The sequence below is a fragment of the Pseudomonas sp. BN505 genome, assembly GCF_029873175.1.
Taxonomy (GTDB): Bacteria; Pseudomonadota; Gammaproteobacteria; order Pseudomonadales; family Pseudomonadaceae; genus Aquipseudomonas; species Aquipseudomonas putida.
In genome coordinates, this window is record NZ_SSOI01000023.1 from 79957 (window position 1) to 102240 (window position 22284).

Below are 22284 nucleotides of genomic sequence, written 5' to 3' on the forward strand. Positions count from 1 at the left end.
CTTGAGTGTAGAAGGCGCGGTATTATGCCTGCTTTGTCCGGCGGCATGAAAAGCCGGTGGTCGAGCATCCTCAGCGATTGAGGAGAAATCCAGGGCTGTGTCGCCCTCTTCGCGTGCACGCCCGCTCCCACAGGATCATCGCTACCCTCAATGGCTGCGCTGTACCTGTGGTAGCGGGCGTGCCCGCGAAGGGGCGCGAAGCGGCCCCAAAAAATGGCGGAATGAAATACATGGCACCCTGGCTGACAGTAGTAGGCATCGGCGAAGACGGCTTCAGTGGCCTGGGCAAGCAGGCCCGGCGCGCGCTGTTGGGCGCTGCGCGGGTCTTCGGCAGCCCGCGCCAGCTGGCCTTGCTGCCGCGCTGCGTGCCCGGCGAGCGGCTGGGCTGGCCAAGCCCGTTTTCCTTAGGTCCAGTGTTGGCCCTGCGCGGCGAGCCGGTGTGCGTGCTGGCCAGCGGCGACCCGATGTTCTTCGGCGTCGGCGCCAGCCTGGCGCGGCAGGTGCCCGCCGATGAAATGCGCGTGCTGTCGATGCCCTCCTCCTGCGCCCTGGCCGCCGCCCGCCTGGGCTGGCCGTTGCAGGAGGTGCAGGTTGTGTCGCTGGTGGCGCGGCCACTGGCGGCGTTGAATGCCCACCTGCACAGCGGCATGCGCCTGCTGGTGCTGAGCAACGATGGCGACAGCCCGGCGGCAATTGCTGCACTGCTGCGCGAACGTGGCTTCGGGCCAAGCCGCCTGCGGGTTTTCGAGCACCTGGGTGGCCAGGAAGAACGCGAGTTGCCCGGCACCGCCCAGGACTGGCCGCACGCCGATATCGCCACGCTCAACCTGGTGGCCATCGAGTGCCTGGCCGCGCCCGATGCGCCACGCCTGCACCGGCTGGCCGGGCTGCCCGACAGCGCCTTCCGGCACGACGGCCAACTGACCAAACGTGACGTGCGCGCCATCACCCTGGCGCGCCTGGCGCCCCAGCCCGGCGAACTGCTGTGGGACGTGGGCGCGGGCTGCGGCTCGATCGGCATCGAATGGATGCGCGCCCACCCGGCCTGCCGCGCCCTGGCCATCGAGGCCGACGAAGGCCGCCAAGGCTTCATCGAACACAACCGTGACGCGCTGGGTGTACCCGGCCTGCAACTGGTCTGCGGCAAGGCGCCTGCGGCACTGCAAGGCCTGGAGCAGCCCGATGCAATCTTCATCGGCGGGGGCGTCACCCGCGAAGGCGTGCTGGACCTGTGCTGGGCCAACCTGCGCCCAGGCGGGCGGCTGGTGGCCAATGCAGTGACCTTGCAAAGCGAACTGGCCCTGGCGCATTTCCGCGAGCAGCACGGTGGCGAGCTGACCCGCATCCATGTCGCCCATGCCCAGCCCCTGGGCGCGTTCGACACCTGGCGCCAGGCGCTGCCGATCACCCTGCTGGAAGTGGTGAAGCCCGTCGATGCGTGAAGAAACCCGCGAACAGCCCGCGCCCCTGCGCAGCGGCCTGACCACCGGCAGCTGCGCCACCGCCACAAGCCTGGCAGCCGCTCGCTTGCTGCTGAACGGCGAAAGCAGCGACGCCGTCAGCATTACCCTGCCCAAGGGCAAGGTGGTGCAGATGCGCCTGGAATTCTGCCGCCTGATTGACGAGCGTGCCGAAGCGGGCACCCTCAAGGATGCTGGCGACGACCCGGACGTGACCCACGGCGCCCTGCTCTACAGCCAGGTACGCCTGCTGGGCGAACCGGGTATCCGCTTTGTCGCCGGGGCCGGCGTTGGCACCGTGACCCGGCCGGGGCTGGTGCTGGCGGTGGGTGAGCCGGCCATCAACCCGGTGCCACGGCGCATGATCACTGAACACCTGCAACGCCTGGCCGACGAGTGCGGCTACCTCGGTGGCTTCGAGGTCACGGTCAATGTGCAGGGCGGCGACCAACTCGCTCTCAAGACCATGAACCCGCGCCTGGGCATCCTCGGCGGGCTGTCGATCCTCGGCACCAGCGGCATCGTGCGGCCGTTCTCCTGTGCGGCCTACATTGCTTCGATCCATCAGGGCATCGACGTGGCCCACACCAACGGCTACACGCACATCGCCGCCTGCACAGGCAACGCCAGTGAAGACACCATGCGCCGGGTCTACGGCCTGCCGGAAATCGCCCTGATCGAAATGGGCGATTTCGTCGGCGCAGTACTCAAGCACCTGCGCAAGGTGCCGGTGCCACGCCTGACCCTGTGTGGTGGCTTCGGCAAGATCAGCAAACTGGCCGCCGGGCACATGGACCTGCACAGCCGCCATTCCAGCATCGACCTGCCGCAACTGGCCGGCTGGGCGGCAGACATTGGCGCTGACGAAACGCTGCAAGCGGCCATCATCGGCGCCAACACCAGCCAGCAAGCGCTCGCCCTCGCGCATACTGCCGGTATCGCCTTGGGAGATGCAGTGTGTGCTCACGCCTTGGCCTTCGCCCGCAGCGTCGTGCCGGCGCAAGTGCAAGTGGAAGTGTTCGCCATCGACCGCCAGGGCGGCATCGTTGGCCAGGCAGGTGTGCAATGACCACGCGCATCCTGCTGCTGGGCGGTATTACTGAAGCCCTCGCCATCGCCCGCCGCCTCGGCCCACAGCATGTTTATAGCCTGGCCGGTATCGGCCGCGTGCCGCAGGACCTGCAATGCCAGGTGCGGGTCGGGGGCTTTGGCGGTGCCGAGGGCCTGGCCAGCTACCTGCGCGAGGCGGGCATCACCCTGCTGATCGATGCCACCCATCCCTATGCCGCGCAGATCAGCCGCAATGCCGCCAGCGCCGCACGCAACGCTGGCATCCCGTGCTGGGCCTTGCGCCGCCCGGCCTGGCAGGCGCAAGCGGGGGATGACTGGCGCGAAGTCGAGGACTGGGCGGGGCTGATCGACGCGCTCAAACCGTTCCGCAGGCCGCTGTTTACGCTGGGGCGTGAGCCACTGCAGCACCTGGACGAGATCCCACCGGAGCAGTTCTGGACGCTGCGTGCGCTGGAAGCGTGCCCTGGCAACGAGCGCTGCGAAGTGATTGGCGCGCGCGGGCCATTCCACATTGTGGATGAACGGGCGTTGTTCCAGCGCCGCACTATCGATGTGCTGATCAGCAAGAACAGCGGCAGTGTGGCGACCGAGCCGAAGCTCGAGGTGGCGCGGGAGCTTGGGGTGCCGGTGCTGATCCTCAAGCGCCCGGCGTTGCCGGATGTTGACCGCGCATTCGAATCGCAGGCTGACATGGCAGCAGCACTCGACTTGCATCAACACATCTCGCAAGCACGCTAGGGGCCCCTGTGGGAGTGGGCAAGCCCGCGAACACCGGCCAAGCCGGTGCCATACACCGAGTCGTCTTCTTCGCGGGCACGCCCGCTCCCACAGAAGACCGTGCCAGGCTTAAAACCTGTATCGGACCATTACCCTACAGCCCTTTCGGATTTTTCTTTCAGGCCCACACGTGGTCCCAGGTCGTACTGCTGCCGTAAACTCAACTTCCCCTCCCCCGGAAGGTTTCACCCATATGGAAATGCAATGGTGGATCTGGCTGGTCTTTGGCATCGCGCTGATCCTGCTCGAACTGGTCCTGCCGACGTTCTTCATCCTCTGGTTCGGCATCGGTGCCGTGCTGGTCTCGCTCATCTCGCTCGCCGCCCCCAGCCTGCAACTGGACATGCAGGTGCTGCTGTGGGTACTGCTGTCGTCTGTCACCACCGCGCTGTGGTTCAAGGTATTCCGGCGCAAGCAGCCAGACGTGCGCTGGACTGCCGACAGCGTGATCGGCGAGGTGGGCTTGCTGACCGCTGGCGTTTCAGAGTTTCAGAAAGGCCGCGTGCGTTTCCAGAAGCCGATTCTTGGCAGCGAAGAATGGATCTGCATTGCCGACAGCGAGATCCCGGTTGGCGAGCGGGTGCGCCTTACCGCCATTGAGGGCAACACTGCCCGTGTCATCCGGGCCTGAATCCGCACTAAAAGGAATTTCGCATCATGACCAGCCTCATCGTTGTCGCCGCCATCGCCCTGTTCGTCCTGATCACCGTGTTCAAGGGGGTACGTATCGTGCCCCAGGGCGAGGAATGGATCGTCGAGCGCCTGGGCCGCTACCACAGCACCCTCAAGCCCGGCCTGAACATCCTCATCCCGTACATGGATGTGGTCGCCTATCGCCTGCCGACCAAGGACATCATCCTTGATGTGCAGCAGCAGGAAATCATCACCAGAGACAACGCCGTGATCGTCGCCAACGCCCTGTGCTTCGCCAAGGTGGTCGACCCGCAGAAAGCCTCCTATGGCGTGCAGAACTTCTCGTTCGCCGTCACCAGCCTGACCATGACTTCGCTGCGCGCCATCGTCGGTGCCATGGACCTGGACGAAGCGCTGTCCAGCCGCGAGCAGATCAAGGCACGCCTGCGCGAGGCGATGTCGGAGCAGACCGAAGACTGGGGCGTGACCGTGCGCTCGGTGGAAATCCAGGACATCAAGCCTTCGGAAAACATGCAACTGGCCATGGAGCGCCAGGCGGCGGCCGAGCGTGAGCGCAAGGCCGATGTAACCCGCGCCGAAGGTGCCAAGCAGGCCGCGATCCTGGAAGCGGAAGCACGCCTGCAGGCGGCCAGGCTGGATGCCGAAGCACAGATCAGCCTGGCCGAGGCCTCGGCGCGGGCGATTTCGCTGGTCAAGGAAGCGGTGGGCAACGAGACCGTGCCGGCGATGTATTTGCTGGGTGAGCGTTATGTCGGGGCCATGGAGAACCTGGCGAGCAGCAACAACGCCAAGGTGGTGGTGTTGCCGGCGGATCTGCAAGAGACCGTACGCGGGCTGATGGGCCGAAACAAGGCTTGAGATTGATTTCACCCTCTTCGCGGGCACGCCCGCGAAGCCGGCGACACCGATTCAACTGCCTGCCTGCGTCACTTCACCGCACCCCGCCATTTTTACCTATACTCCGCCTTACAATAGCCACCACGATTCCTGACCGGATCTCTCCATGCCCCCACGTCGGCACATCGCCTGGATAGCCTGCCTTGCAGTGCTGTTCAACCTGCTGGCCATGCCGCTGGCCTCTGCCGTGCCCAAGGGCCCGGCCGAGCAGCTGCTGTGGGGGGCTTTCTGTTCCAGCATGGCCAACAAGGCCAAGGTCGACGTCCAGGCCCTGGCCAAGATCGACCTCGGCCCGCAAAGCGACGACAGCGCCAGCATGATGAATTGCTGGTGCTGCTCGGGCGCTGCACCACTGCTGGCCCTGCCCGGCTACCCGCCGCAGCTGCACAACCCGCCAACACTGTTTGCCGGCCTGCTGCCGCCCCCCGCCGACTACCAGCCCACGCCGCGCCAGCTCTGGCCAGCGTTAAATCCCCGTGCCTCTCCGCTGGCCTGAGTTCATCTCGCTGTCTGCCTGAACCTGAACAGAACGGAGATTCACCATGCTCAAGCACGCCCTCGTCATGGCCGCCCTGCTGCTGCCCGGCGCCTTTGCCAATGCCCACGAATACAGCGTGGGCGACCTGCACATCGCCCACCCCTGGTCGCTGCAGCTGCCGCCCAACGCCCCCAATGTCGCCGCGTATTTCGTGGTGCACAACAATGGCCAGGCCGATGACCGCCTGTTGAGTGTCGACAGCCCCATCAGCGATGACGCGCAACTGCACGAGCACGCCATGAGCGCCAGCGGTGCCATGAAGATGCAGCAAGTACCCAGCGTTGTAGTGCCTGCCGGCAAGGACCTGACCTTCGCCCCCAGCGCCTACCATGTGATGCTGATGCAGCCCAAGGACCGCAGCCTGCTCAGCGACGGCAAGCGCTTCCCGTTGACCCTGCACTTCGAGAAGGCCGGCGACGTCACCGTCGAAGTGGCCGTGCAGAAGCAGGCGCCAACGGACCAGCCGCAAGCCCACGAACACGCGCACTGACACCTGCTGACAGGCACTCGCCATGAGCCTGCCGCGCAACAGCATCAGCCGTACCACCCGCCCTGACCGCAGGCGCGCCGGTGGCGGATGGCTGAGCCTGTTCGCCATGTGGATGATCTTCATCGGCCCGCTGATTTCCCAGTCGATGCCGATGGACCACCACGCCGGTATGAGCATGCCGATGGACATGCCGATGGCGGCTGCCCATGAGCATGGCGGAGACGCCCATCACGGCCACGGCGGCGATGGCCAGCTGCATGTGATGTGGGAAAAGTGCGGTTATTGCAGCCTGTTGTTCAACTGCCCGGCCCTGCCCCAGGCCCTCAGCCCGCTCAGCGCCGGCAGCGTCGTCCCCACCACCCACCTGCTTGCGCCAACGCACCAGGGCCATGCCCGGCAGGCTGTATTCCCCGGTGCGCGCAGCCGCGCCCCACCCTCCTCGATCAGCGTCTGAACCCACATTTTGCGCACGGAGCCAGGAGGCTTCGCGCTAACTCATGACTGATCGACTGGAATCATTATGTCCGGCTGTACCCCTGTTTTTGCCTTGTCCCTGCGTGGGGCCCTCGCCGCCGTGTGCGGCTCGCTGCTCGCGCCCGTGGCCCTGGCCGCCGACCCTGGCCATGAAGGCCATGCGCACGACGCACCCGAGCTGAGCCCGACGGTAATCACCGCCGTGGCCCCGAGCTCGCCGCTGACCGTGGTCACCAACCCGAAAGACCCGCGCCAGCCAGTGCCGGCCAGCGACGGCGCCGACTACCTGAAGACCATCCCCGGCTTCTCGGCGATCCGCGCCGGCGGCACCAACGGTGATCCGGTGTTGCGCGGCATGTTCGGCTCGCGCCTGAATATCCTCACCAATGGCGGCCTGATGCTGGGCGCCTGCCCCAACCGCATGGACGCGCCCACGTCCTATATTTCGCCGGAAACCTACGACCGCCTGACCGTGATCAAAGGCCCGCAAAGCGTGATCTGGGGCCCGGGCGGTTCGGCAGGCACCATTCTTTTCGAACGCGAACCCGAAAAGTTCGGCACCCTCGGCAGCCGGGTAAACGCCAGCCTGCTGGCCGGCTCCAACGGCCGCTTCGACAAGGTGCTGGATGCCGCCGCCGGCAACAGCCAGGCCTACGCCCGCTTCGTCGGCAACCAGTCGCGCTCGGATGACTACCACGACGGCAACAACGACACCGTGCCGTCGCGCTGGGAAAAATGGAACGGCGATGTCGCCCTCGGCTGGACGCCCGACCAGGACACCCTGCTGGAGCTGACGGCCGGCAAGGGCGATGGAGAGGCCCGCTATGCCGGGCGCGGCATGGACGGCTCGCAGTTCAAGCGTGAAAGCCTGGGCCTGCGCTTTGAAAAGTCCAACCTTGGCGAGGTGCTCGACAAGGTCGAGGCGCAGGTCTACTACAACTACGCCGACCATGTGATGGACAACTACAGCCTGCGTACCCCATCGGGCAGCGGCATGATGGGCATGCCGATGGTCAGCAACGTCGACCGTCGCACCATGGGGGCACGCATCAAGGCCACCTGGCGCTGGGCCGATGTGCAGCTGATCAGTGGCATCGACGCGCAAACCAACGAACATCGCCAGCGTGGGGGCATGGGCGTAGACGCACACAAGGGCCAGGCCTGGACCAAGGACGCCGACTTCCACAACTACGGTGCCTTCAGCGAACTGACCTGGTACGTCAGCGGTGACGACCGGCTGATCACCGGTGCCCGCCTGGACCGCGCCTCGGCCCGAGACTTCCGTAAAGGCAGCGCCACAGAAGGTGATAGCCGCGCCGACACCCTGCCCAGCGGTTTCATACGCTATGAGCACGACCTGGCAGCCATCCCGGCCACCACCTATATCGGCCTCGGCCATGCCCAGCGTTTCCCCGATTACTGGGAGCTGTTCTCGCCCAAGCTGGCACCGCCCGGTGCAGCAAATGCCTTTGACGGCATCAAGCCAGAGAAGACCACCCAGCTCGACTTCGGCATCCAGTACCGCACCGAGCGCCTGGAAGCCTGGGCTTCGGGCTATGTCGGGCAAATCCGCGACTACATCCTGTTCGACTACCGCACGGGCATGATGGGCATGAGCACCTCGCAGGCACAGAACATCGACGCCCGCATCATGGGCGGCGAACTGGGTGCCGCCTACCAGCTGACCGAAAACTGGAAGGCCGACGGCACGCTGGCCTACGCTTGGGGCAAGAACAGCAGTGATGGCAAAGCGCTACCGCAAATGCCACCCCTGGAAAGCCGCCTCGGCCTGACCTACAGCCGCGATGTATGGAGCGTCGGTGCACTGTGGCGGCTGGTGGCGGCGCAAAACCGCATTGCCGAGAACCAGGGCAACGTGGTCGGCAAGGACTACGACAAGAGCGCCGGCTTCGGCGTGTTCTCCCTGAACGGCGCCTACAAGGTGAACAAAAACCTCAAGCTCAGCGCAGGGGTCGACAACCTGTTCGACAAAACCTACGCCGAGCACTTGAACCTGGCCGGGAACGCCGGGTTCGGCTACCCGGCTACCGATCCACAGTCGGTCAACGAGCCAGGCAGGACCTTCTGGACCAAGGTCGACTTCAGCTTCTGACAACAACCACGGGCGCAGCTTCGGTTGCGCCCATCTGCTGGTCAAACAGGAGGTTCCCATGAGAGGAACACGCACCAATTTCTATAACCTGGCCTGGCGTTGGCACTTTTATGCGGGGCTGTTCGTGGCCCCGTTCATGATCCTGTTGGCGATCACCGGGATCATCTACCTGTTCAAGCCGCAGCTCGACCCGCTGCTGTACCGCGACCTGATGGTGGTCGAAGCCGGCCACCACCGACAGGGCGCCGATGCGATGCTGGCGCAAGTGCGCCAGGCTTACCCCAAAGGCCACGTCGGCCAGTACCTGCCGCCCATCAACGCCGAGCGCAGTGCGCAGTTCGTGGTGCATGACAGCGGGCGCGAACTGAACGTGTTCGTCGACCCGTATAGCGGCAAGGTGCTCGGCGAGCAGGACGCCAAGCAGAATCTGCAGGCCATCGCCCGCGCCCTGCATGGCGAGCTGATGGTTGGCACGGTCGGTGACCGCCTGGTGGAGCTGGCCGCAGGCTGGGGCATCGTGCTGGTGGTGTCGGGCCTGTACCTCTGGTGGCCACGCGGGCGCAATGGCGCTGGCGTGCTGTGGCCACGGCTGTCGGCACGCGGCCGGTTGTTCTGGCGCGACCTGCACGCAGTTACCGGCTTCTGGGGCTCGGCCTTGCTGTTGCTGATGCTGGTCAGCGGCATGACCTGGACCGGGCTTTGGGGCAAGCAGTACGCCGATTTGTGGAACCGTTTCCCGGCAGCCATGTGGAACGACGTGCCCAAGTCGGACCAGCAGGCGGGTGAGCTTAATAGTGCCCACCGCCAGACCGTGCCCTGGGCGATGGAAAACACGCCGATGCCGCAGTCCGGCGCACACGCCGAACACGCCGGGCACCACATGATGTCGGACCTGCCCGCAGCGCCCCAGGTGAGCGTGCAGCAGGTCGAAGACATCGCCACCTCCCGCCAGGTCGAGCCGGGCTACAGCATTACCCTGCCGACCACGGCTGACGGAGTGTTCACCATTGCCGTGTTCGCCGACGACCCTCGCAACGACGCCACCCTGCATGTGGACCAGTACACCGGCAAGGTCCTGGCCGATGTGCGCTGGCAGGACTACAGCCCGGTCGCCCGCGCCACCGAGCTGGGGGTGATGCTGCATGAGGGCAAGATGTTCGGGGCGTTCAACCAGATCATCATCCTGCTGGTGTGCCTGATGATCCTGCTGGGGTCGGTGAGCGGGCTGGTGATGTGGTGGAAGCGCCGGCCTGAAGGCGGGCTGGGTGTGCCGCCGCTGCGCCATGACCTGCCGCGCTGGAAGGCGGCGGTGGGGGTGATGCTGGTGCTGGGGCTGATGTTCCCGTTGGTGGGCGTATCGATGGTGGTGATGTGGGTGGTGGACAGCCTGGTGGTGCGCCGCCGCCGGGAGCTGGCCAGCGCCTGAGCCCTGCATAACCTGCACTGGCCTCTTCGCGGGCTTGCCCGCTCCCACAGGATCTCTGCCGCCCTCAGGCGTGGCGCGATACCTGTGGGAGTGGGCATGCCCGCGAAGAAGCCGGTGAAGGTCTCGAACTTTTCCTGCGAAAGCACGGCTGCCATCTGAAAATCGTGGCGATCTGTCGCGATCTCGAATTGGAACGCCCGTGTTAGCCTAGCCGGCGACTTTCAAGGGAATGCAGCTTATGACCGCAATTTCACCAAAACCACAAGAAGAGCAGCACCTGCAACGCAACCTGACCAACCGCCACATCCAGCTGATCGCCATCGGCGGCGCGATCGGTACCGGCCTGTTCATGGGGTCGGGCAAGACCATCAGCCTGGCGGGCCCGTCGATCATCTTCGTCTACATGATCATCGGCTTCATGTTGTTTTTCGTCATGCGCGCCATGGGCGAACTGCTGCTGTCGAACCTGAACTACAAATCGTTCATCGACTTCTCGGCCGACCTGCTCGGCCCCTGGGCCGGTTACTTCACCGGCTGGACCTACTGGTTCTGCTGGGTGGTCACCGGTATCGCCGACGTGGTCGCCATCGCCGCTTACACGCAGTTCTGGTTCCCCGACCTGCCGCAGTGGATACCGGCGCTGACCTGCGTAGGGCTGCTGCTGTCGCTGAACCTGGTGACGGTAAAAATGTTCGGCGAGATGGAGTTCTGGTTCGCCCTGGTCAAGATCATCGCCATTCTCGGCCTGGTCGCCACCGGCCTGTACATGGTCATCACCGGCTTCACCTCGCCCAGCGGGCGCACTGCACAGCTGGCCAACCTGTGGAATGACGGCGGCATGTTCCCCCATGGGCTGATGGGTTTCTTCGCCGGGTTCCAGATCGCCGTGTTCGCCTTCGTCGGTATCGAGCTGGTGGGCACCACCGCCGCCGAAGCGAAAAACCCGGAGCGCACCCTGCCGCGGGCGATCAACTCGATCCCGATCCGCATCATCGTGTTCTATGTGCTGGCGCTGATCGCGATCATGGCCGTGACACCTTGGCGCGACGTGGTCCCGGGCAAGAGCCCGTTCGTCGAGCTGTTTGTGCTGGCCGGCCTGCCGGCGGCGGCGAGCATCATCAACTTCGTGGTGCTGACCTCGGCGGCCTCGTCGGCCAACAGCGGCGTGTTCTCCACCAGCCGCATGCTCTTCGGCCTGAGCCAGGAGGGTGATGCACCCAAGGCGTTCGAGAAGCTTTCGAGCCGCTCGGTGCCGGCCAACGGCCTGTACTTCTCCTGCACCTGCCTGTTGCTCGGTGCAGTGCTGATCTACCTGGTGCCGAACGTGGTCGAGGCGTTCACCCTGGTGACCACGGTTTCGGCGGTGCTGTTCATGTTCGTGTGGACGCTGATTTTGCTGTCGTACCTGAAGTACCGCAAAAACCGTGCGGCGCTGCATCAGGCGTCGAAGTACAAGATGCCGGGCGGGCGCTTCATGTGCTACGTGTGCCTGGTGTTCTTTGCCTTCATTCTGGTGTTGCTGAGCCTGGAGGCGGACACGCGTTCAGCGCTGGTGGTAACGCCGATCTGGTTCGTATTGCTGGCGGTGACCTATCAGTTTGTACGCAGCAGGCGCCATCCGCGTTCGGCTGTGCGCAACGGCTGATAGCCTCGGGGGCTGCTCTGCAGCCCCAATCCTGTGCACATCAATGTCCCAGGCACCAACCTGGACCTCGCAAACGCCCCAACACCTCGCACAACCCCTCTATTACGCCCATTTCGCCACTAGGCACACCCCTTGCAACGCCCCTCCCCGCTTGCCCAACACTCTAAAAAACTCAGCGGAGAGAGCACATGAAGCGTCGCAGTCTGATCAAGGCTTTTACCCTCAGCGCATCGATTGCGGCGATGGGCCTGAGCTGGAGCATCCAGGCCGCCGAGACCATCAAGGTTGGCATCCTGCATTCGCTGTCGGGGACCATGGCCATTTCCGAGACCTCGCTCAAGGACATGGCGCTGATGACCATCGACGAGATCAACGCCAAGGGCGGCGTGAACGGCAAGATGCTCGAACCGGTGGTGGTCGACCCGGCCTCCAACTGGCCGCTGTTCGCTGAAAAGAGCCGCCAACTGCTGACCCAGGACAAGGTCGCGGTGGTGTTCGGCTGCTGGACCTCGGTGTCGCGCAAGTCGGTGCTGCCAGTGTTCGAAGAGCTCAACGGCCTGCTGTTCTACCCGGTGCAGTACGAGGGTGAAGAGATGTCGCCGAACGTGTTCTACACCGGCGCCGCCCCCAACCAGCAGGCCATTCCTGCCGTCGAATACCTGATGAGCGAAGATGGCGGCAGCGCCAAGCGGTTCTTCCTGCTGGGCACCGACTACGTCTACCCGCGCACCACCAACAAGATCCTGCGCGCTTTCCTGCACAGCAAAGGCGTGGCCGACAAGGACATCGAAGAGGTGTACACGCCGTTCGGCCACGCCGATTACCAGACCATCGTCGCCAACATCAAGAAGTTCTCCGCCGGCGGCAAGACGGCGGTGATTTCCACGGTCAACGGCGACTCCAACGTGCCGTTCTACAAAGAACTGGCCAACCAGGGCCTGAAGGCCACCGACGTACCGGTGGTGGCGTTCTCGGTAGGCGAAGAAGAACTGCGCGGCATCGACACCAAACCGCTGGTGGGGCACCTGGCCGCGTGGAACTACTTCGAGTCGGTGGATAACCCGGTGAACCAGAAGTTCGTCGCCGACTGGAAGGCCTACGCCAAGGCCAAGGGCCTGCCAGGCGCTGACAAGGCGGTGACCAACGACCCGATGGAAGCCACCTACGTGGGCATCCACATGTGGGCGCAGGCCGCCGAGAAGGCCAAGTCCACCGACGTCGACAAGGTGCGTGAAGCACTGGCCGGGCAGAGCTTCAAGGCACCGTCGGGCTTCACCCTGACCATGGACAAAACCAACCACCACCTGCACAAGCCGGTGATGATCGGCGAGATCCAGGATGACGGGCAGTTCAGTGTGGTGTGGGAAACCGAGCAGCCGCTGCGGGCGCAGCCTTGGAGCCCGTTCATTCCAGGGAATGACAAGCGACCTGACTACGCAGTGAAAGGTAACTGAGTGCACTGGGGCCGCTATGCGGCCCATTCGCGGGCTTGCCCGCTCCCACAGGTCCCCACTGCCCTCTGGACCAGTGAAATACCTATGGGAGCGGGCAAGCCCGCGAAGAATCCACCACTGTATTCCAGGATTGCCCGCATGCTCAGAATGCTGCTCACCCTGCTTCTGCTACTCCCCATGGCCACCCAGGCCAGCGAGGGCGAATTCTTCCTCACCGCCAAGCCCGCCGAGCAGGCCCGCCTGCTCGAAAGCTGGGCGGCGCAACCCGATGCCGCGCGCCTGCCACTGCTGGACAACCTGCGCCAGGGCCGCATTGCCACTGACGACACCCGCAAGGTGCGCCTGAACAACCGCCTGCGCGGCCTGATCGACAACGCCCTGGCCAGCCACCAGCTGCTCAGCGACAACAGCGAAACGCGCCTGGCCGCCGCCCAGCAACTGCAAAAAAGCGCACAACCCGCGCAAATGGCCTTCCTCGACCGGCGCTTCGCCAGCGAGCCGGATGCTGCCGTGCACGCCGCCATCGGCCTGGCCCTGGCCAACCTGCAACTGGGCGCCAGCGAACCGGCAGTACGCCTGGCCGCCGTGCGCCTGCTGGGCGAAACCGGTGACCCGCTGGCCCGCACCCGCCTTGAAGCGCTGCTGCAACCCGACGCTGAAGCCGACCCGGGGGTGCGCACCGCTGCCGAAACCAGCCTGGCCCAGGTCAAACGCAAGCTGCTGGTGGGCGAACTGCTCGGCCAGGCCTTCAGCGGCCTGTCGCTGGGCTCGATCCTGCTGCTGGCGGCGCTCGGCCTTGCCATCACCTTCGGCCTGCTCGGGGTGATCAACATGGCCCACGGCGAGATGCTGATGCTGGGCGCCTACAGTACCTATATGGTCCAGGTGCTGGTGCAGCGCTACGCCCCGGGTGCCATCGAGTTCTACCCGCTGATTGCCCTGCCGGTGGCCTTCGCTGTGAGTGCCGGGGTCGGCATGGCGCTGGAACGCACCGTGATCCGCCACCTGTACGGCCGCCCGCTGGAAACCCTGCTGGCCACCTGGGGCATCAGCCTGATGCTGATTCAGGCCATCCGCCTGCTGTTTGGCGCGCAGAACGTCGAGGTGAGCAACCCGGCGTGGCTCTCGGGTGGCATTCAGCTGCTGCCCAACCTGGTGCTGCCGTACAACCGCCTGGTCATCATCGGCTTCGCCTTGGCCGTGGTGCTGCTCACCTGGCTGCTGCTCAACCGCACACGGCTGGGCCTGAACGTGCGCGCAGTCACCCAGAACCGCAACATGGCCGCCTGCTGCGGCGTGTCTACCGGGCGCGTCGACATGCTCGCCTTTGGCCTGGGCTCTGGCATCGCCGGCCTCGGCGGCGTGGCCCTGAGCCAGGTCGGCAACGTCGGCCCGGACCTGGGCCAGAGCTACATCATCGACTCGTTCCTGGTGGTGGTGCTGGGCGGTGTCGGGCAGCTGGCCGGCAGCCTCTGGGCCGCGTTCGGCCTTGGCATCGCCAACAAGCTGCTGGAGCCGCAGATCGGTGCCGTGCTCGGCAAGATCCTCATCCTTGCGTTGATCATTCTGTTCATACAGAAGCGCCCGCAAGGCCTGTTCGCCCTCAAGGGACGGGTAATCGACTGATGAACCAGCCACTGCTTGTCACCGCTACGCAAAAGGCCGGGCCGCGCCTCACACTGGCCATCGGCGCCGTCGTCGTCCTGTTGTTGCTGGCCCTGCCGCTGCTGTCGCTGCTGCCGGCGGATCACGCGCTGCAGGTGTCGGCCTACACCCTGACCCTGGTCGGCAAGATCCTCTGCTACGCCATCGTCGCTCTGGCCCTGGACTTGGTCTGGGGCTACGCCGGCCTGCTGTCGCTGGGCCACGGCCTGTTCTTCGCCCTGGGCGGCTACGCCATGGGCATGTACCTGATGCGCCAGGCGGCCGGTGACGGCCTGCCGGGGTTCATGACTTTCCTGTCATGGACCGAGCTGCCGTGGTACTGGGCCGGTACCCAGCATTTTGCCTGGGCCATGTGCCTGGTGGTGCTGGCGCCTGGGCTGCTGGCACTGGTGTTTGGCTGGTTCGCCTTCCGCTCGCGGATCAAGGGCGTGTACTTCTCGATCATGACCCAGGCCCTGACCTTCGCTGGCATGTTGCTGTTCTTCCGCAACGAAACCGGCTTCGGCGGTAACAACGGCTTCACCAGCTTTCGCACCATCCTCGGCTTCGACATTGCCGCACAAGGCACCCGCGCGGTGCTGTTCCTGCTCACCGTCGGGCTGCTGCTGGCCAGCCTGTACCTGTGCTGGCGCCTGACCCGCAGCAAGTTCGGCCGCCTGCTCACCGCCGTGCGCGACGCCGAGAACCGCCTGATGTTCTGCGGCTACGACCCACGCGGCTTCAAGTTGCTGGTGTGGGTGCTCAGCGCCGTCCTGTGCGGCCTGGCGGGCGCGCTGTATGTGCCGCAGGTGGGCATCATCAACCCCAGCGAAATGTCGCCGACCAACTCCATCGAAGCCGCCGTGTGGGTAGCCTTGGGCGGGCGCGGCACGCTGATCGGCCCGCTGCTCGGCGCCGGCCTGGTCAATGGCATGAAAAGCTGGTTCACCGTGGCCTTCCCGGAGTTCTGGCTGTTCTTCCTTGGCGCGCTGTTCATCCTCGTCACCCTGTACCTGCCCAAGGGCGTGGTCGGCCTGTTGAAGAAAAGGAGCCAGCCATGAGAGGCGTGCCCCCGGTCCACCCTGAATTCATGCTCGAACCGGTGTTCGACACCCTCGGCGCCAGTCGCGACGCAATCGGCCTGGGCCAAAGCCGCAAGGCCGGCCTCGACACCCGTCACGGCACAGTGCTGAGCCTGGAGGACATCAGCGTCAGCTTCGATGGTTTCAAGGCGCTCAACGGGCTGAACCTGTACATCGGCGTGGGCGAACTGCGCTGCATCATCGGCCCCAACGGCGCCGGCAAGACCACGATGATGGACGTGATCACCGGCAAGACCCGCCCCGACACTGGCAGCGCCTACTTTGGCGACACCCTCGACCTGACCCGCATGAGCGAATACCAGATCGCCCAGGCCGGCATTGGCCGCAAGTTCCAGAAGCCCACGGTGTTCGAGGCACTGACGGTGTTCGAAAACCTGGAGCTGGCGCTGAAGACCGACAAGTCGGTGTGGGCCAGCCTGGCCGCGCGCCTGGGTGGCGAGCAGCGCCAGCGCATCGAAGAAGTGCTGACCACCTTGCGCCTGCTGCCCCTGGCCCAGCGCCAGGCCGGCTTGCTGTCGCACGGGCAGAAGCAGTTTCTGGAAATCGGCATGTTGCTGGTGCAAGAGCCGCAATTGCTGCTGTTGGATGAGCCAGTGGCCGGCATGACCGACGCCGAGACCGAATTTACCGCCGAGCTGTTCAAGGGCCTGGCTGGCAAGCATTCGCTGATGGTGGTGGAGCATGACATGGGCTTTGTCGGCAGCATTGCCGACCATGTGACCGTGCTGCACCAGGGCAGTGTGCTGGCAGAAGGGTCGCTGGAGCAGGTGCAGGCAGATGAGCGGGTGGTCGAGGTGTATCTGGGCCGCTAGACATTGAAGCCTGTACCGGCCCTATCGCCGGCAAGCCAGCTCCCACAAGCCCGCGAAAGGGCCAGCACAGGCACAGTAACTCTTTCAGGAACACTCACATGCTCAAGATCGACTCCCTGCACCAGTACTACGGCGGCAGCCATATCCTGCGCGGCCTGTCCTTCGAAGCCAGGGTCGGCGAAGTCACCTGCCTGCTGGGCCGCAATGGCGTGGGCAAGACCACCCTGCTGCGCTGCCTGATGGGCCTGGTACCCGCCCGTGACGGCAGCATCGAATGGGAAGGCAAAACCATCACCAGCCTCAAACCGCAGCAACGGGTCCAGGCTGGGATCGCCTATGTACCCCAGGGCCGCGAAATTTTCCCGCGCCTTACCGTCGAGGAAAACCTGCTGATGGGCCTGTCACGCTTCCCGGCCCGTGAAGCCCGCGAAGTCCCTGCCTTCATCTACGAACTGTTCCCGGTGCTGGAGCAAATGAAGCAGCGCCGTGGCGGCGACCTGTCTGGTGGCCAGCAGCAACAGCTGGCCATCGGCCGCGCCCTGGCCAGCCGCCCACGGCTGCTGATTCTCGACGAGCCCACCGAAGGTATCCAGCCCTCGGTGATCAAGGAGATCGGCGCGGTCATCCGCCGCCTGGCCCAGCGTGGCGACATGGCGATCCTGCTGGTGGAGCAGTTCTACGACTTTGCCGAAGAACTGGCCGACCAGTACCTGGTCATGGCCCGTGGCGAGATCGTGCAACATGGCCGCGGCGAAAACATGCAAGCCGAAGGTGTGCGCGGGCTGGTAACCATTTAATCTGCGAGCAACGACCCTGCGAGACGCTGTCATGAGTTACGAAATCCGCGACGCCCTGCCCACCGACGTGCCGGGCATCCTCGACATCTACAACGACGCGGTGCGCAACACCACGGCGATCTGGAACGAAACGCCGGTTGACCTCGGCAACCGTCAGGCCTGGTTTGAAGCGCGGGCGCAGCAGGGGTATCCCATTTTGGTGGCAGTGGATGAGACGGGTGTACTGGGGTATGCCTCGTTTGGCGACTGGCGGCCGTTTGAAGGGTTTCGTAACACCGTTGAGCACTCGGTGTATATCCGCGCAGACCAGCGTGGCAAAGGGCTGGGGCCGGTGTTGATGGCAGCGCTGGTGGAGCGTGCGCGCGGGTGTGGCAAGCATGTGATGGTGGCGGCCATCGAGAGTGGCAATGCAGCGTCGGTGCGCCTGCATGAGCGGCTGGGCTTCGTGGTGACCGGGCAGATGCCGCAGGTGGGGGTGAAGTTTGGCCGCTGGCTGGACCTGACCTTCATGCAGCTGGTGCTGAACCCCCGGGCCGAACCGACCTGAAATTGATGTCGGCTGTGCTGGCCTCTTCGCGGGTAAACCCGCTCCCAAAGGGACCTCACATGTCTTGGGCAATGTGGGATCTCTGTGGGAGCGGGTTTACCCGCGAAGAGGCCGGGCCCTGCAAACCTTACATCTGGGTAAACCTGCCCAGCCGCTGGCGCAGCATGGTGTTCTCGCTGCGCAACTGCTGCACTTCCTGCAACAGCTCCAGCGCCAGCGCCACCCCTTCCCACTCCAGTTCCAGCTCCTGGTGCAGCTTCGCCGCGCGCTTGGCCACCAACGGCGCCTGATCGTCGAACAACCAGTCCTCAGGCGTTCGCCCGGAGGGTTCGACAATGCCGTGTTCGACGATCTCGATCACGCAGTCCGCCGTGACATCGGCTTCCTGACACAAGGTACGCATGTCCAGTTGAACGATCAGGGTGCTGCTCATGATCACTTACTCCATTGTGTCCTCGGGTTGAACGCCGCTTTCTCGGAAAGCTTGGTCCACAGTTCGCGGGCAGCCTCGTCGGAGGTCGGCGGCATGACCACTTTCAGTTGCGCATAAAGGTTGCCGCGCTCACCGCTCTTGTTCGCCAGGCCCTTGCCCGGTACACGCAGGCGCTGGCCGCTCTGGCTGTCGGGGCGGATGGTCAGGTTGATCTTGCCTTCCAGGGTCGGCACCGCAACCTTGGTGCCCAGCGCCGCCTCCCACGGTGCCAGCGGCACAGTGATGATCAGGTCATGTCCTTCGACATCGAACAGCGGGTGCGGTGCCATGCGGATGGTCAGGAACAGGTCACCATTGGCCCCACCACCGCTGCCCGGCGCGCCCTGGCCCTTGAGGCGGATACGCTCACCGTCGGTCACACCGGCCGGGATCTTCACGTTCAGGGTCTTGGTGGTGAAGCCGGTGCGTTGGCCCAAGGCATTGGTTTGCGGCACCTGGAAGCTGATCTGCTTGGACTCCTTGCTCAGGGTCTCTTCAAGGAACACAGCCAGTTCAAGCTCCACATCCTGCCCTCTCCTGCCGGCACTGCGTTGCTGCTGCCGGGCACCACCGAAGGGGTTGCCACCCCGCCCACCGAAGACCGAACTGAAGAAGTCGGAGAAGTCGCCGCCCTCGAAGCCGCCGCCACCGCCGCGGCTCTCCCAGCCCGGTGGTGCCTGGAACGGCCGGCCATGTTGGCCGCCGTACTTGCGAATTTCGTCGAACTCGGCACGTTTTTGCGCGTCGCCCAGCACTTCGTAGGCCTCGTTGGCCTCCTTGAACTTGTCCTCGGCGTCGCGCTCCTTGCTGACATCGGGGTGATACTTGCGCGCAAGCTTGCGGTACGCGGCCTTGATCGCCTTCTCGTCCGCCGTGGGCTCTACGCCGAGTATCTTGTAATAGTCTTTGAAGTCCATCTGTGGATCACCAATGTGAATGTGCGTGTTGCAACAGAAGATAGGGGTCAAGCATAGCCTTTCAAGACCGCCTTGGGTTTGCGTCATGGCAGACGACTGGTCTTGATTCTGTAGCCAAGTGGCATAAACTGCGCGGCCGTTTTCCTTCCGGAAGCTGATTTCCCATGTCTGACGTATCCCCGGCCCGCGCCCTGGGCATCGACTTTGGCACCTCCAACTCCACGGTCGGCTGGCACCGCCCTGGCGTGGAGTCGCTGATTGCCCTGGAAGACGGCAAGATCACCTTGCCCTCGGTGGTGTTCTTCAATATCGAAGAGCGGCGCCCGGTGTATGGCCGCCTGGCACTGCACGAATACCTGGAAGGCTACGAAGGCCGCCTGATGCGCTCGCTGAAGAGCCTGCTGGGCTCCAAGCTGATCAAGCACGACACCAGCGTGCTGGGCAGTGCCCTGCCGTTCAAGGACCTGCTGGGCATGTTCATCGGTGAGCTGAAAAAGCGCGCCGAAACCGCCGCTGGCCGCGAATTCGACCAGGTGGTGCTGGGCCGCCCGGTGTTCTTCGTCGACGAAGACCCGGCTGCCGACCAGGAGGCCGAGGACACCCTGGCCGACGTGGCGCGCAAGATCGGCTTCAAGGATGTGTCGTTCCAGTACGAGCCGATTGCCGCGGCCTTCGACTACGAGTCGGGCATCAGCCGTGAAGAACTGGTGCTGATCGTCGACATCGGTGGTGGTACTTCGGACTTCACGTTGATCCGCCTGTCGCCCGAGCGCCACCTGATCGCCGAGCGCCAAAGCGACATTCTCGCGACCGGCGGCGTGCACATCGGCGGTACCGACTTCGACAAGCAGCTGAGCCTGCAAGGCGTGATGCCGCTGTTCGGCTACGGCAGCCGCATGAAAAGCGGCGCGCTGATGCCCACCAGCTACCACCTTAACCTGGCCACCTGGCACACCATCAACGCCCTGTACTCGCAGAAGTCGCAGCTGGCGCTGGGCAGCATGCGCTATGACATCGAGGACAGTTTCGGCATCGACCGCCTGTTCAAGCTGATCGAGCAGCGCGCCGGGCACTGGCTGGCGATGGAAGTGGAGGCCAGCAAGATCGAACTGACCGAGCAAGACAGCCGCCACATCGACCTGCGCCGTGTCGAGCCCGAACTGACCGCAGCGCTGACCCGGGCGCTGTTCGAAGAGGCGATCGAAGGCCTGCTGGAGCGCGTACGCGGCAGTGTGACCGAGCTGCTGGCCAAGGCTGGCGTGAGCGAAAGCCAGGTTGACACCGTGTTCTTCACGGGCGGTTCCAGCGGCATTCCGGCGCTGCGCAACAGTGTGTCGGCGATGTTGCCGAATGCGCGGCATGTGGAAGGCAACATCTTTGGCAGCATTGGTAGCGGCCTGGCCATCGAAGCCCGCAAGCGTTACGGCGCAGCCTGATTCATCTCTATGGCCTGGACTGGCCTCTTCGCGGGTAAACCCGCTCCCACAGGGATCGCACAGTACTTGAGACTTGTGCAGTACCTGTGGGAGCGGGTTTACCCGCGAAGAGGCCGCTACAGGCTAATGAAGAATCAGACCAGCTCTTCGCGCTTCAGCTCGCTCTTGAGGTAGGCATAGTAGATCGGCCCCGCCACTACCCCCGGCAGCCCGAATGCCGCCTCGAACACCAGCATCGCCAGCAGCAGTTCCCAGGCCTTGGCACTGATCTGCCCGCCAACGATCCGCGCGTTGAGGAAGTACTCGACCTTGTGGATGACGATCAGGTAACCCAGCGCTGCCGCCGCCACCCAGATCGACAGCGACAGGCCGACAATGGTGATCAGGGTGTTGGACATCAGGTTGCCGATCACCGGCAGCAAGCCCAGCAGGAAGGTCAGCACGATCAGCGTCTTGGTCAGCGGCAGATGCACGCCGAACAGCGGCATCACCACTGCGAGGAAGATGCCGGTAAAGGCCGTGTTGAGCAGCGAGATCTTGATTTGCGCGAACACGATGTTGCGAAACGCCTTCACCAGCAGGTTCAACCGTTCGAACAGCGCTGCCGCCAGCGGCTTGCGCCGGGAAACATCGGGGATGCGCTGCAAGGCGATGATCGCGCCGAGGATCATGCCGATCAGCAGCGTCACGAACATGTGCGCCATGCCCTTGCCCACCAGTTGCAGGTCGCTCAGGTGGCTCTTGATCCAGTCACCGATGGCCACCTTGAACTCAGCGGCACTGGCGGGCAGGTAGCCCTCGATGAAGGGCGGCAGCTGACCGCGGGCACGCTCCACCAGGGCCATGAACTTGTCCAGCGAGGCGCCGGGGTTTTCCGCCTCGTGCAACAAAAAGCTGAAGGCACCGGCAATCAACAGCGTCAAGGTAATGACCACCAGCGTACCGAGCAGCGCTACGGCCAGCCAGCGCGCGCGTTGGCCGGCCAGTAGCGGTTGCAGGCGCGGGGTCAGCATGTTGACCAGTTCGAACACCAGCAGGCCGGCCAGCAGGCTGGGCAACAACTTCAGGGGCAAAGCCAGCAGCAGGCCAGCCATGACGATGATCAGGCTGGCCAGAGTGATCTGACGGGGGGTAAAGGTCATACAGCCTCGACGGCAGACAGCGGGAATGCCCGCAGTCTGCCAGCCTTGGCGGCGCAGGCATAGGCGCAGGTCATTTCTTCTTCAGGCAGTCGCTCATGTACGCCTTGCGCTCGTCACCCTTCAGGGCTTTGGTGGTGGCGTCGGCGTTGCAGGTCTTCATCTTCTCCTGCTGGGTTTGTGGCACGTCCTTCTTCAGGCAGGTGCTCATGAAGGCTTTGCGTTCATCGCCCTTCAGGGCTTTGGTGGTGGCGTCGGCGTTGCAGGTTTTCATTTTTTCCTGCTGCGCGGTATTGGCCGCGAAGCCTTGGGCGCTGAACAACACCGCCAACGCCAGCAATGGAATTTGCAGCACTTTCATGGAGTGGTCTCCTTGGCTCCGTGCCCGACGCACGGGGGTCGAGCTGAGTGTAGCCAA

At 64.4% G+C, this 22284-nt stretch carries 22 protein-coding genes; 18 read left to right on the plus strand and 4 right to left on the minus strand.

Annotated elements, in window-relative coordinates:
* The first annotated feature begins 230 nt into the window (after positions 1 to 230).
* The 17 genes from cbiE to E8E78_RS04880 all read left to right on the plus strand — a co-directional run bounded on the left by cbiE (position 231) and on the right by E8E78_RS04880 (position 17902).
* Positions 231 to 1442 (plus strand): precorrin-6y C5,15-methyltransferase (decarboxylating) subunit CbiE, encoded by a 1212-nt coding sequence (gene cbiE, locus E8E78_RS04800; RefSeq protein ID WP_049277724.1) that lies wholly within the window; start codon positions 231 to 233, stop codon positions 1440 to 1442.
* The gene (locus E8E78_RS04805) at positions 1435 to 2529 is read left to right on the plus strand and encodes a cobalt-precorrin-5B (C(1))-methyltransferase (RefSeq protein ID WP_016501831.1); all 1095 of its coding nucleotides are present in this window, start codon (positions 1435 to 1437) and stop codon (positions 2527 to 2529) included. The genes cbiE and E8E78_RS04805 overlap by 8 nt, the downstream gene beginning before the upstream one ends.
* Positions 2526 to 3269, plus strand: coding sequence for a cobalt-precorrin-6A reductase (locus E8E78_RS04810; protein ID WP_061202525.1), 744 nt, complete (start codon positions 2526 to 2528; stop codon positions 3267 to 3269). The genes E8E78_RS04805 and E8E78_RS04810 overlap by 4 nt, the downstream gene beginning before the upstream one ends.
* Positions 3270 to 3501: 232 nt before the next feature.
* Positions 3502 to 3939 carry an NfeD family protein gene (locus E8E78_RS04815; protein WP_016501833.1) on the plus strand — a complete coding sequence of 146 codons (438 nt, stop codon included), beginning with the start codon at positions 3502 to 3504 and terminating at the stop codon, positions 3937 to 3939.
* A 26-nt stretch (positions 3940 to 3965) separates the two neighbouring features.
* Positions 3966 to 4820 (plus strand): SPFH domain-containing protein, encoded by an 855-nt coding sequence (locus E8E78_RS04820; RefSeq protein ID WP_016501834.1) that lies wholly within the window; start codon positions 3966 to 3968, stop codon positions 4818 to 4820.
* Positions 4821 to 4965: 145 nt separating this feature from the next.
* The gene (locus E8E78_RS04825) at positions 4966 to 5355 is read left to right on the plus strand and encodes a DUF2946 domain-containing protein (RefSeq protein WP_041167905.1); all 390 of its coding nucleotides are present in this window, start codon (positions 4966 to 4968) and stop codon (positions 5353 to 5355) included.
* 46 nt (positions 5356 to 5401) lie between these two features.
* Positions 5402 to 5887 (plus strand): copper chaperone PCu(A)C, encoded by a 486-nt coding sequence (locus E8E78_RS04830; RefSeq protein WP_016501836.1) that lies wholly within the window; start codon positions 5402 to 5404, stop codon positions 5885 to 5887.
* Between the two features lie 22 nt (positions 5888 to 5909).
* Positions 5910 to 6341 carry a DUF2946 domain-containing protein gene (locus E8E78_RS04835; protein WP_084966621.1) on the plus strand — a complete coding sequence of 144 codons (432 nt, stop codon included), beginning with the start codon at positions 5910 to 5912 and terminating at the stop codon, positions 6339 to 6341.
* Between the two features lie 66 nt (positions 6342 to 6407).
* Complete coding sequence (locus E8E78_RS04840; protein WP_084966622.1) at positions 6408 to 8474, plus strand: TonB-dependent copper receptor; 2067 nt, start codon at positions 6408 to 6410, stop codon at positions 8472 to 8474.
* A 58-nt stretch (positions 8475 to 8532) separates the two neighbouring features.
* On the plus strand, positions 8533 to 9900 hold the full coding sequence (locus tag E8E78_RS04845; protein ID WP_084966623.1) for a PepSY domain-containing protein: 1368 nt from the start codon (positions 8533 to 8535) through the stop codon (positions 9898 to 9900).
* Between the two features lie 238 nt (positions 9901 to 10138).
* Positions 10139 to 11545: a D-serine/D-alanine/glycine transporter gene (gene cycA, locus E8E78_RS04850; RefSeq protein WP_016501840.1), complete on the plus strand. Its 1407-nt coding sequence runs from the start codon at positions 10139 to 10141 to the stop codon at positions 11543 to 11545.
* Between the two features lie 188 nt (positions 11546 to 11733).
* A complete protein-coding gene (gene urtA, locus E8E78_RS04855) occupies positions 11734 to 12999 on the plus strand; it encodes an urea ABC transporter substrate-binding protein (protein WP_016395201.1) in 1266 nt (421 codons plus the stop codon).
* A gap of 177 nt (positions 13000 to 13176) precedes the next feature.
* Positions 13177 to 14625 carry an urea ABC transporter permease subunit UrtB gene (gene urtB / locus E8E78_RS04860; RefSeq protein ID WP_232099868.1) on the plus strand — a complete coding sequence of 483 codons (1449 nt, stop codon included), beginning with the start codon at positions 13177 to 13179 and terminating at the stop codon, positions 14623 to 14625.
* Positions 14625 to 15704 carry an urea ABC transporter permease subunit UrtC gene (urtC, locus tag E8E78_RS04865; protein WP_280311908.1) on the plus strand — a complete coding sequence of 360 codons (1080 nt, stop codon included), beginning with the start codon at positions 14625 to 14627 and terminating at the stop codon, positions 15702 to 15704. Before urtB ends, urtC begins: the two co-directional genes overlap by 1 nt.
* Entirely contained in the window at positions 15701 to 16558 is an 858-nt protein-coding gene (urtD, locus tag E8E78_RS04870) for an urea ABC transporter ATP-binding protein UrtD (RefSeq protein WP_016501843.1), read from the plus strand. The genes urtC and urtD overlap by 4 nt, the downstream gene beginning before the upstream one ends.
* Before the next feature lie 98 nt (positions 16559 to 16656).
* Positions 16657 to 17355, plus strand: coding sequence for an urea ABC transporter ATP-binding subunit UrtE (gene urtE, locus E8E78_RS04875; RefSeq protein ID WP_061202531.1), 699 nt, complete (start codon positions 16657 to 16659; stop codon positions 17353 to 17355).
* A gap of 31 nt (positions 17356 to 17386) precedes the next feature.
* Positions 17387 to 17902: a GNAT family N-acetyltransferase gene (locus E8E78_RS04880; protein ID WP_197864401.1), complete on the plus strand. Its 516-nt coding sequence runs from the start codon at positions 17387 to 17389 to the stop codon at positions 17900 to 17902.
* A 127-nt stretch (positions 17903 to 18029) separates the two neighbouring features.
* On the opposite strand, the gene E8E78_RS04885 is transcribed toward E8E78_RS04880, so the two are convergent.
* Entirely contained in the window at positions 18030 to 18335 is a 306-nt protein-coding gene (locus E8E78_RS04885) for a chaperone modulator CbpM (RefSeq protein WP_016501846.1), read from the minus strand.
* Positions 18336 to 18337: 2 nt separating this feature from the next.
* Positions 18338 to 19291, minus strand: coding sequence for a curved DNA-binding protein (gene cbpA / locus E8E78_RS04890; protein ID WP_016501847.1), 954 nt, complete (start codon positions 19289 to 19291; stop codon positions 18338 to 18340).
* A gap of 164 nt (positions 19292 to 19455) precedes the next feature.
* Here cbpA and E8E78_RS04895 point away from each other — a divergent pair, with 164 nt between their 5' ends.
* Entirely contained in the window at positions 19456 to 20727 is a 1272-nt protein-coding gene (locus E8E78_RS04895; protein ID WP_016501848.1) for an Hsp70 family protein, read from the plus strand.
* Between the two features lie 134 nt (positions 20728 to 20861).
* On the opposite strand, the gene E8E78_RS04900 is transcribed toward E8E78_RS04895, so the two are convergent.
* Both E8E78_RS04900 and E8E78_RS04905 read right to left on the minus strand, forming a co-directional pair.
* Positions 20862 to 21869 carry a hypothetical protein gene (locus E8E78_RS04900; protein WP_016501849.1) on the minus strand — a complete coding sequence of 336 codons (1008 nt, stop codon included), beginning with the start codon at positions 21867 to 21869 and terminating at the stop codon, positions 20862 to 20864.
* 70 nt (positions 21870 to 21939) lie between these two features.
* A complete protein-coding gene (locus E8E78_RS04905) occupies positions 21940 to 22227 on the minus strand; it encodes a PsiF family protein (protein ID WP_016501850.1) in 288 nt (95 codons plus the stop codon).
* Positions 22228 to 22284: the final 57 nt, after the last annotated feature.

Bases quoted from the DNA above. Each gene is read 5' to 3' on its own strand.
- cbiE (WP_049277724.1), top strand. From the start codon at position 231: ATGGCACCCTGGCTGACAGTAGTAGGCATCGGCGAAGACGGCTTCAGT.
- E8E78_RS04805 (WP_016501831.1), top strand. From the start codon at position 1,435: ATGCGTGAAGAAACCCGCGAACAGCCCGCGCCCCTGCGCAGCGGCCTG.
- E8E78_RS04810 (WP_061202525.1), top strand. From the start codon at position 2,526: ATGACCACGCGCATCCTGCTGCTGGGCGGTATTACTGAAGCCCTCGCC.
- E8E78_RS04815 (WP_016501833.1), top strand. From the start codon at position 3,502: ATGGAAATGCAATGGTGGATCTGGCTGGTCTTTGGCATCGCGCTGATC.
- E8E78_RS04820 (WP_016501834.1), top strand. From the start codon at position 3,966: ATGACCAGCCTCATCGTTGTCGCCGCCATCGCCCTGTTCGTCCTGATC.
- E8E78_RS04825 (WP_041167905.1), top strand. From the start codon at position 4,966: ATGCCCCCACGTCGGCACATCGCCTGGATAGCCTGCCTTGCAGTGCTG.
- E8E78_RS04830 (WP_016501836.1), top strand. From the start codon at position 5,402: ATGCTCAAGCACGCCCTCGTCATGGCCGCCCTGCTGCTGCCCGGCGCC.
- E8E78_RS04835 (WP_084966621.1), top strand. From the start codon at position 5,910: ATGAGCCTGCCGCGCAACAGCATCAGCCGTACCACCCGCCCTGACCGC.
- E8E78_RS04840 (WP_084966622.1), top strand. From the start codon at position 6,408: ATGTCCGGCTGTACCCCTGTTTTTGCCTTGTCCCTGCGTGGGGCCCTC.
- E8E78_RS04845 (WP_084966623.1), top strand. From the start codon at position 8,533: ATGAGAGGAACACGCACCAATTTCTATAACCTGGCCTGGCGTTGGCAC.
- cycA (WP_016501840.1), top strand. From the start codon at position 10,139: ATGACCGCAATTTCACCAAAACCACAAGAAGAGCAGCACCTGCAACGC.
- urtA (WP_016395201.1), top strand. From the start codon at position 11,734: ATGAAGCGTCGCAGTCTGATCAAGGCTTTTACCCTCAGCGCATCGATT.
- urtB (WP_232099868.1), top strand. From the start codon at position 13,177: ATGGCCACCCAGGCCAGCGAGGGCGAATTCTTCCTCACCGCCAAGCCC.
- urtC (WP_280311908.1), top strand. From the start codon at position 14,625: ATGAACCAGCCACTGCTTGTCACCGCTACGCAAAAGGCCGGGCCGCGC.
- urtD (WP_016501843.1), top strand. From the start codon at position 15,701: ATGAGAGGCGTGCCCCCGGTCCACCCTGAATTCATGCTCGAACCGGTG.
- urtE (WP_061202531.1), top strand. From the start codon at position 16,657: ATGCTCAAGATCGACTCCCTGCACCAGTACTACGGCGGCAGCCATATC.
- E8E78_RS04880 (WP_197864401.1), top strand. From the start codon at position 17,387: ATGAGTTACGAAATCCGCGACGCCCTGCCCACCGACGTGCCGGGCATC.
- E8E78_RS04885 (WP_016501846.1), bottom strand. From the start codon at position 18,335: ATGAGCAGCACCCTGATCGTTCAACTGGACATGCGTACCTTGTGTCAG.
- cbpA (WP_016501847.1), bottom strand. From the start codon at position 19,291: ATGGACTTCAAAGACTATTACAAGATACTCGGCGTAGAGCCCACGGCG.
- E8E78_RS04895 (WP_016501848.1), top strand. From the start codon at position 19,456: ATGTCTGACGTATCCCCGGCCCGCGCCCTGGGCATCGACTTTGGCACC.
- E8E78_RS04900 (WP_016501849.1), bottom strand. From the start codon at position 21,869: ATGACCTTTACCCCCCGTCAGATCACTCTGGCCAGCCTGATCATCGTC.
- E8E78_RS04905 (WP_016501850.1), bottom strand. From the start codon at position 22,227: ATGAAAGTGCTGCAAATTCCATTGCTGGCGTTGGCGGTGTTGTTCAGC.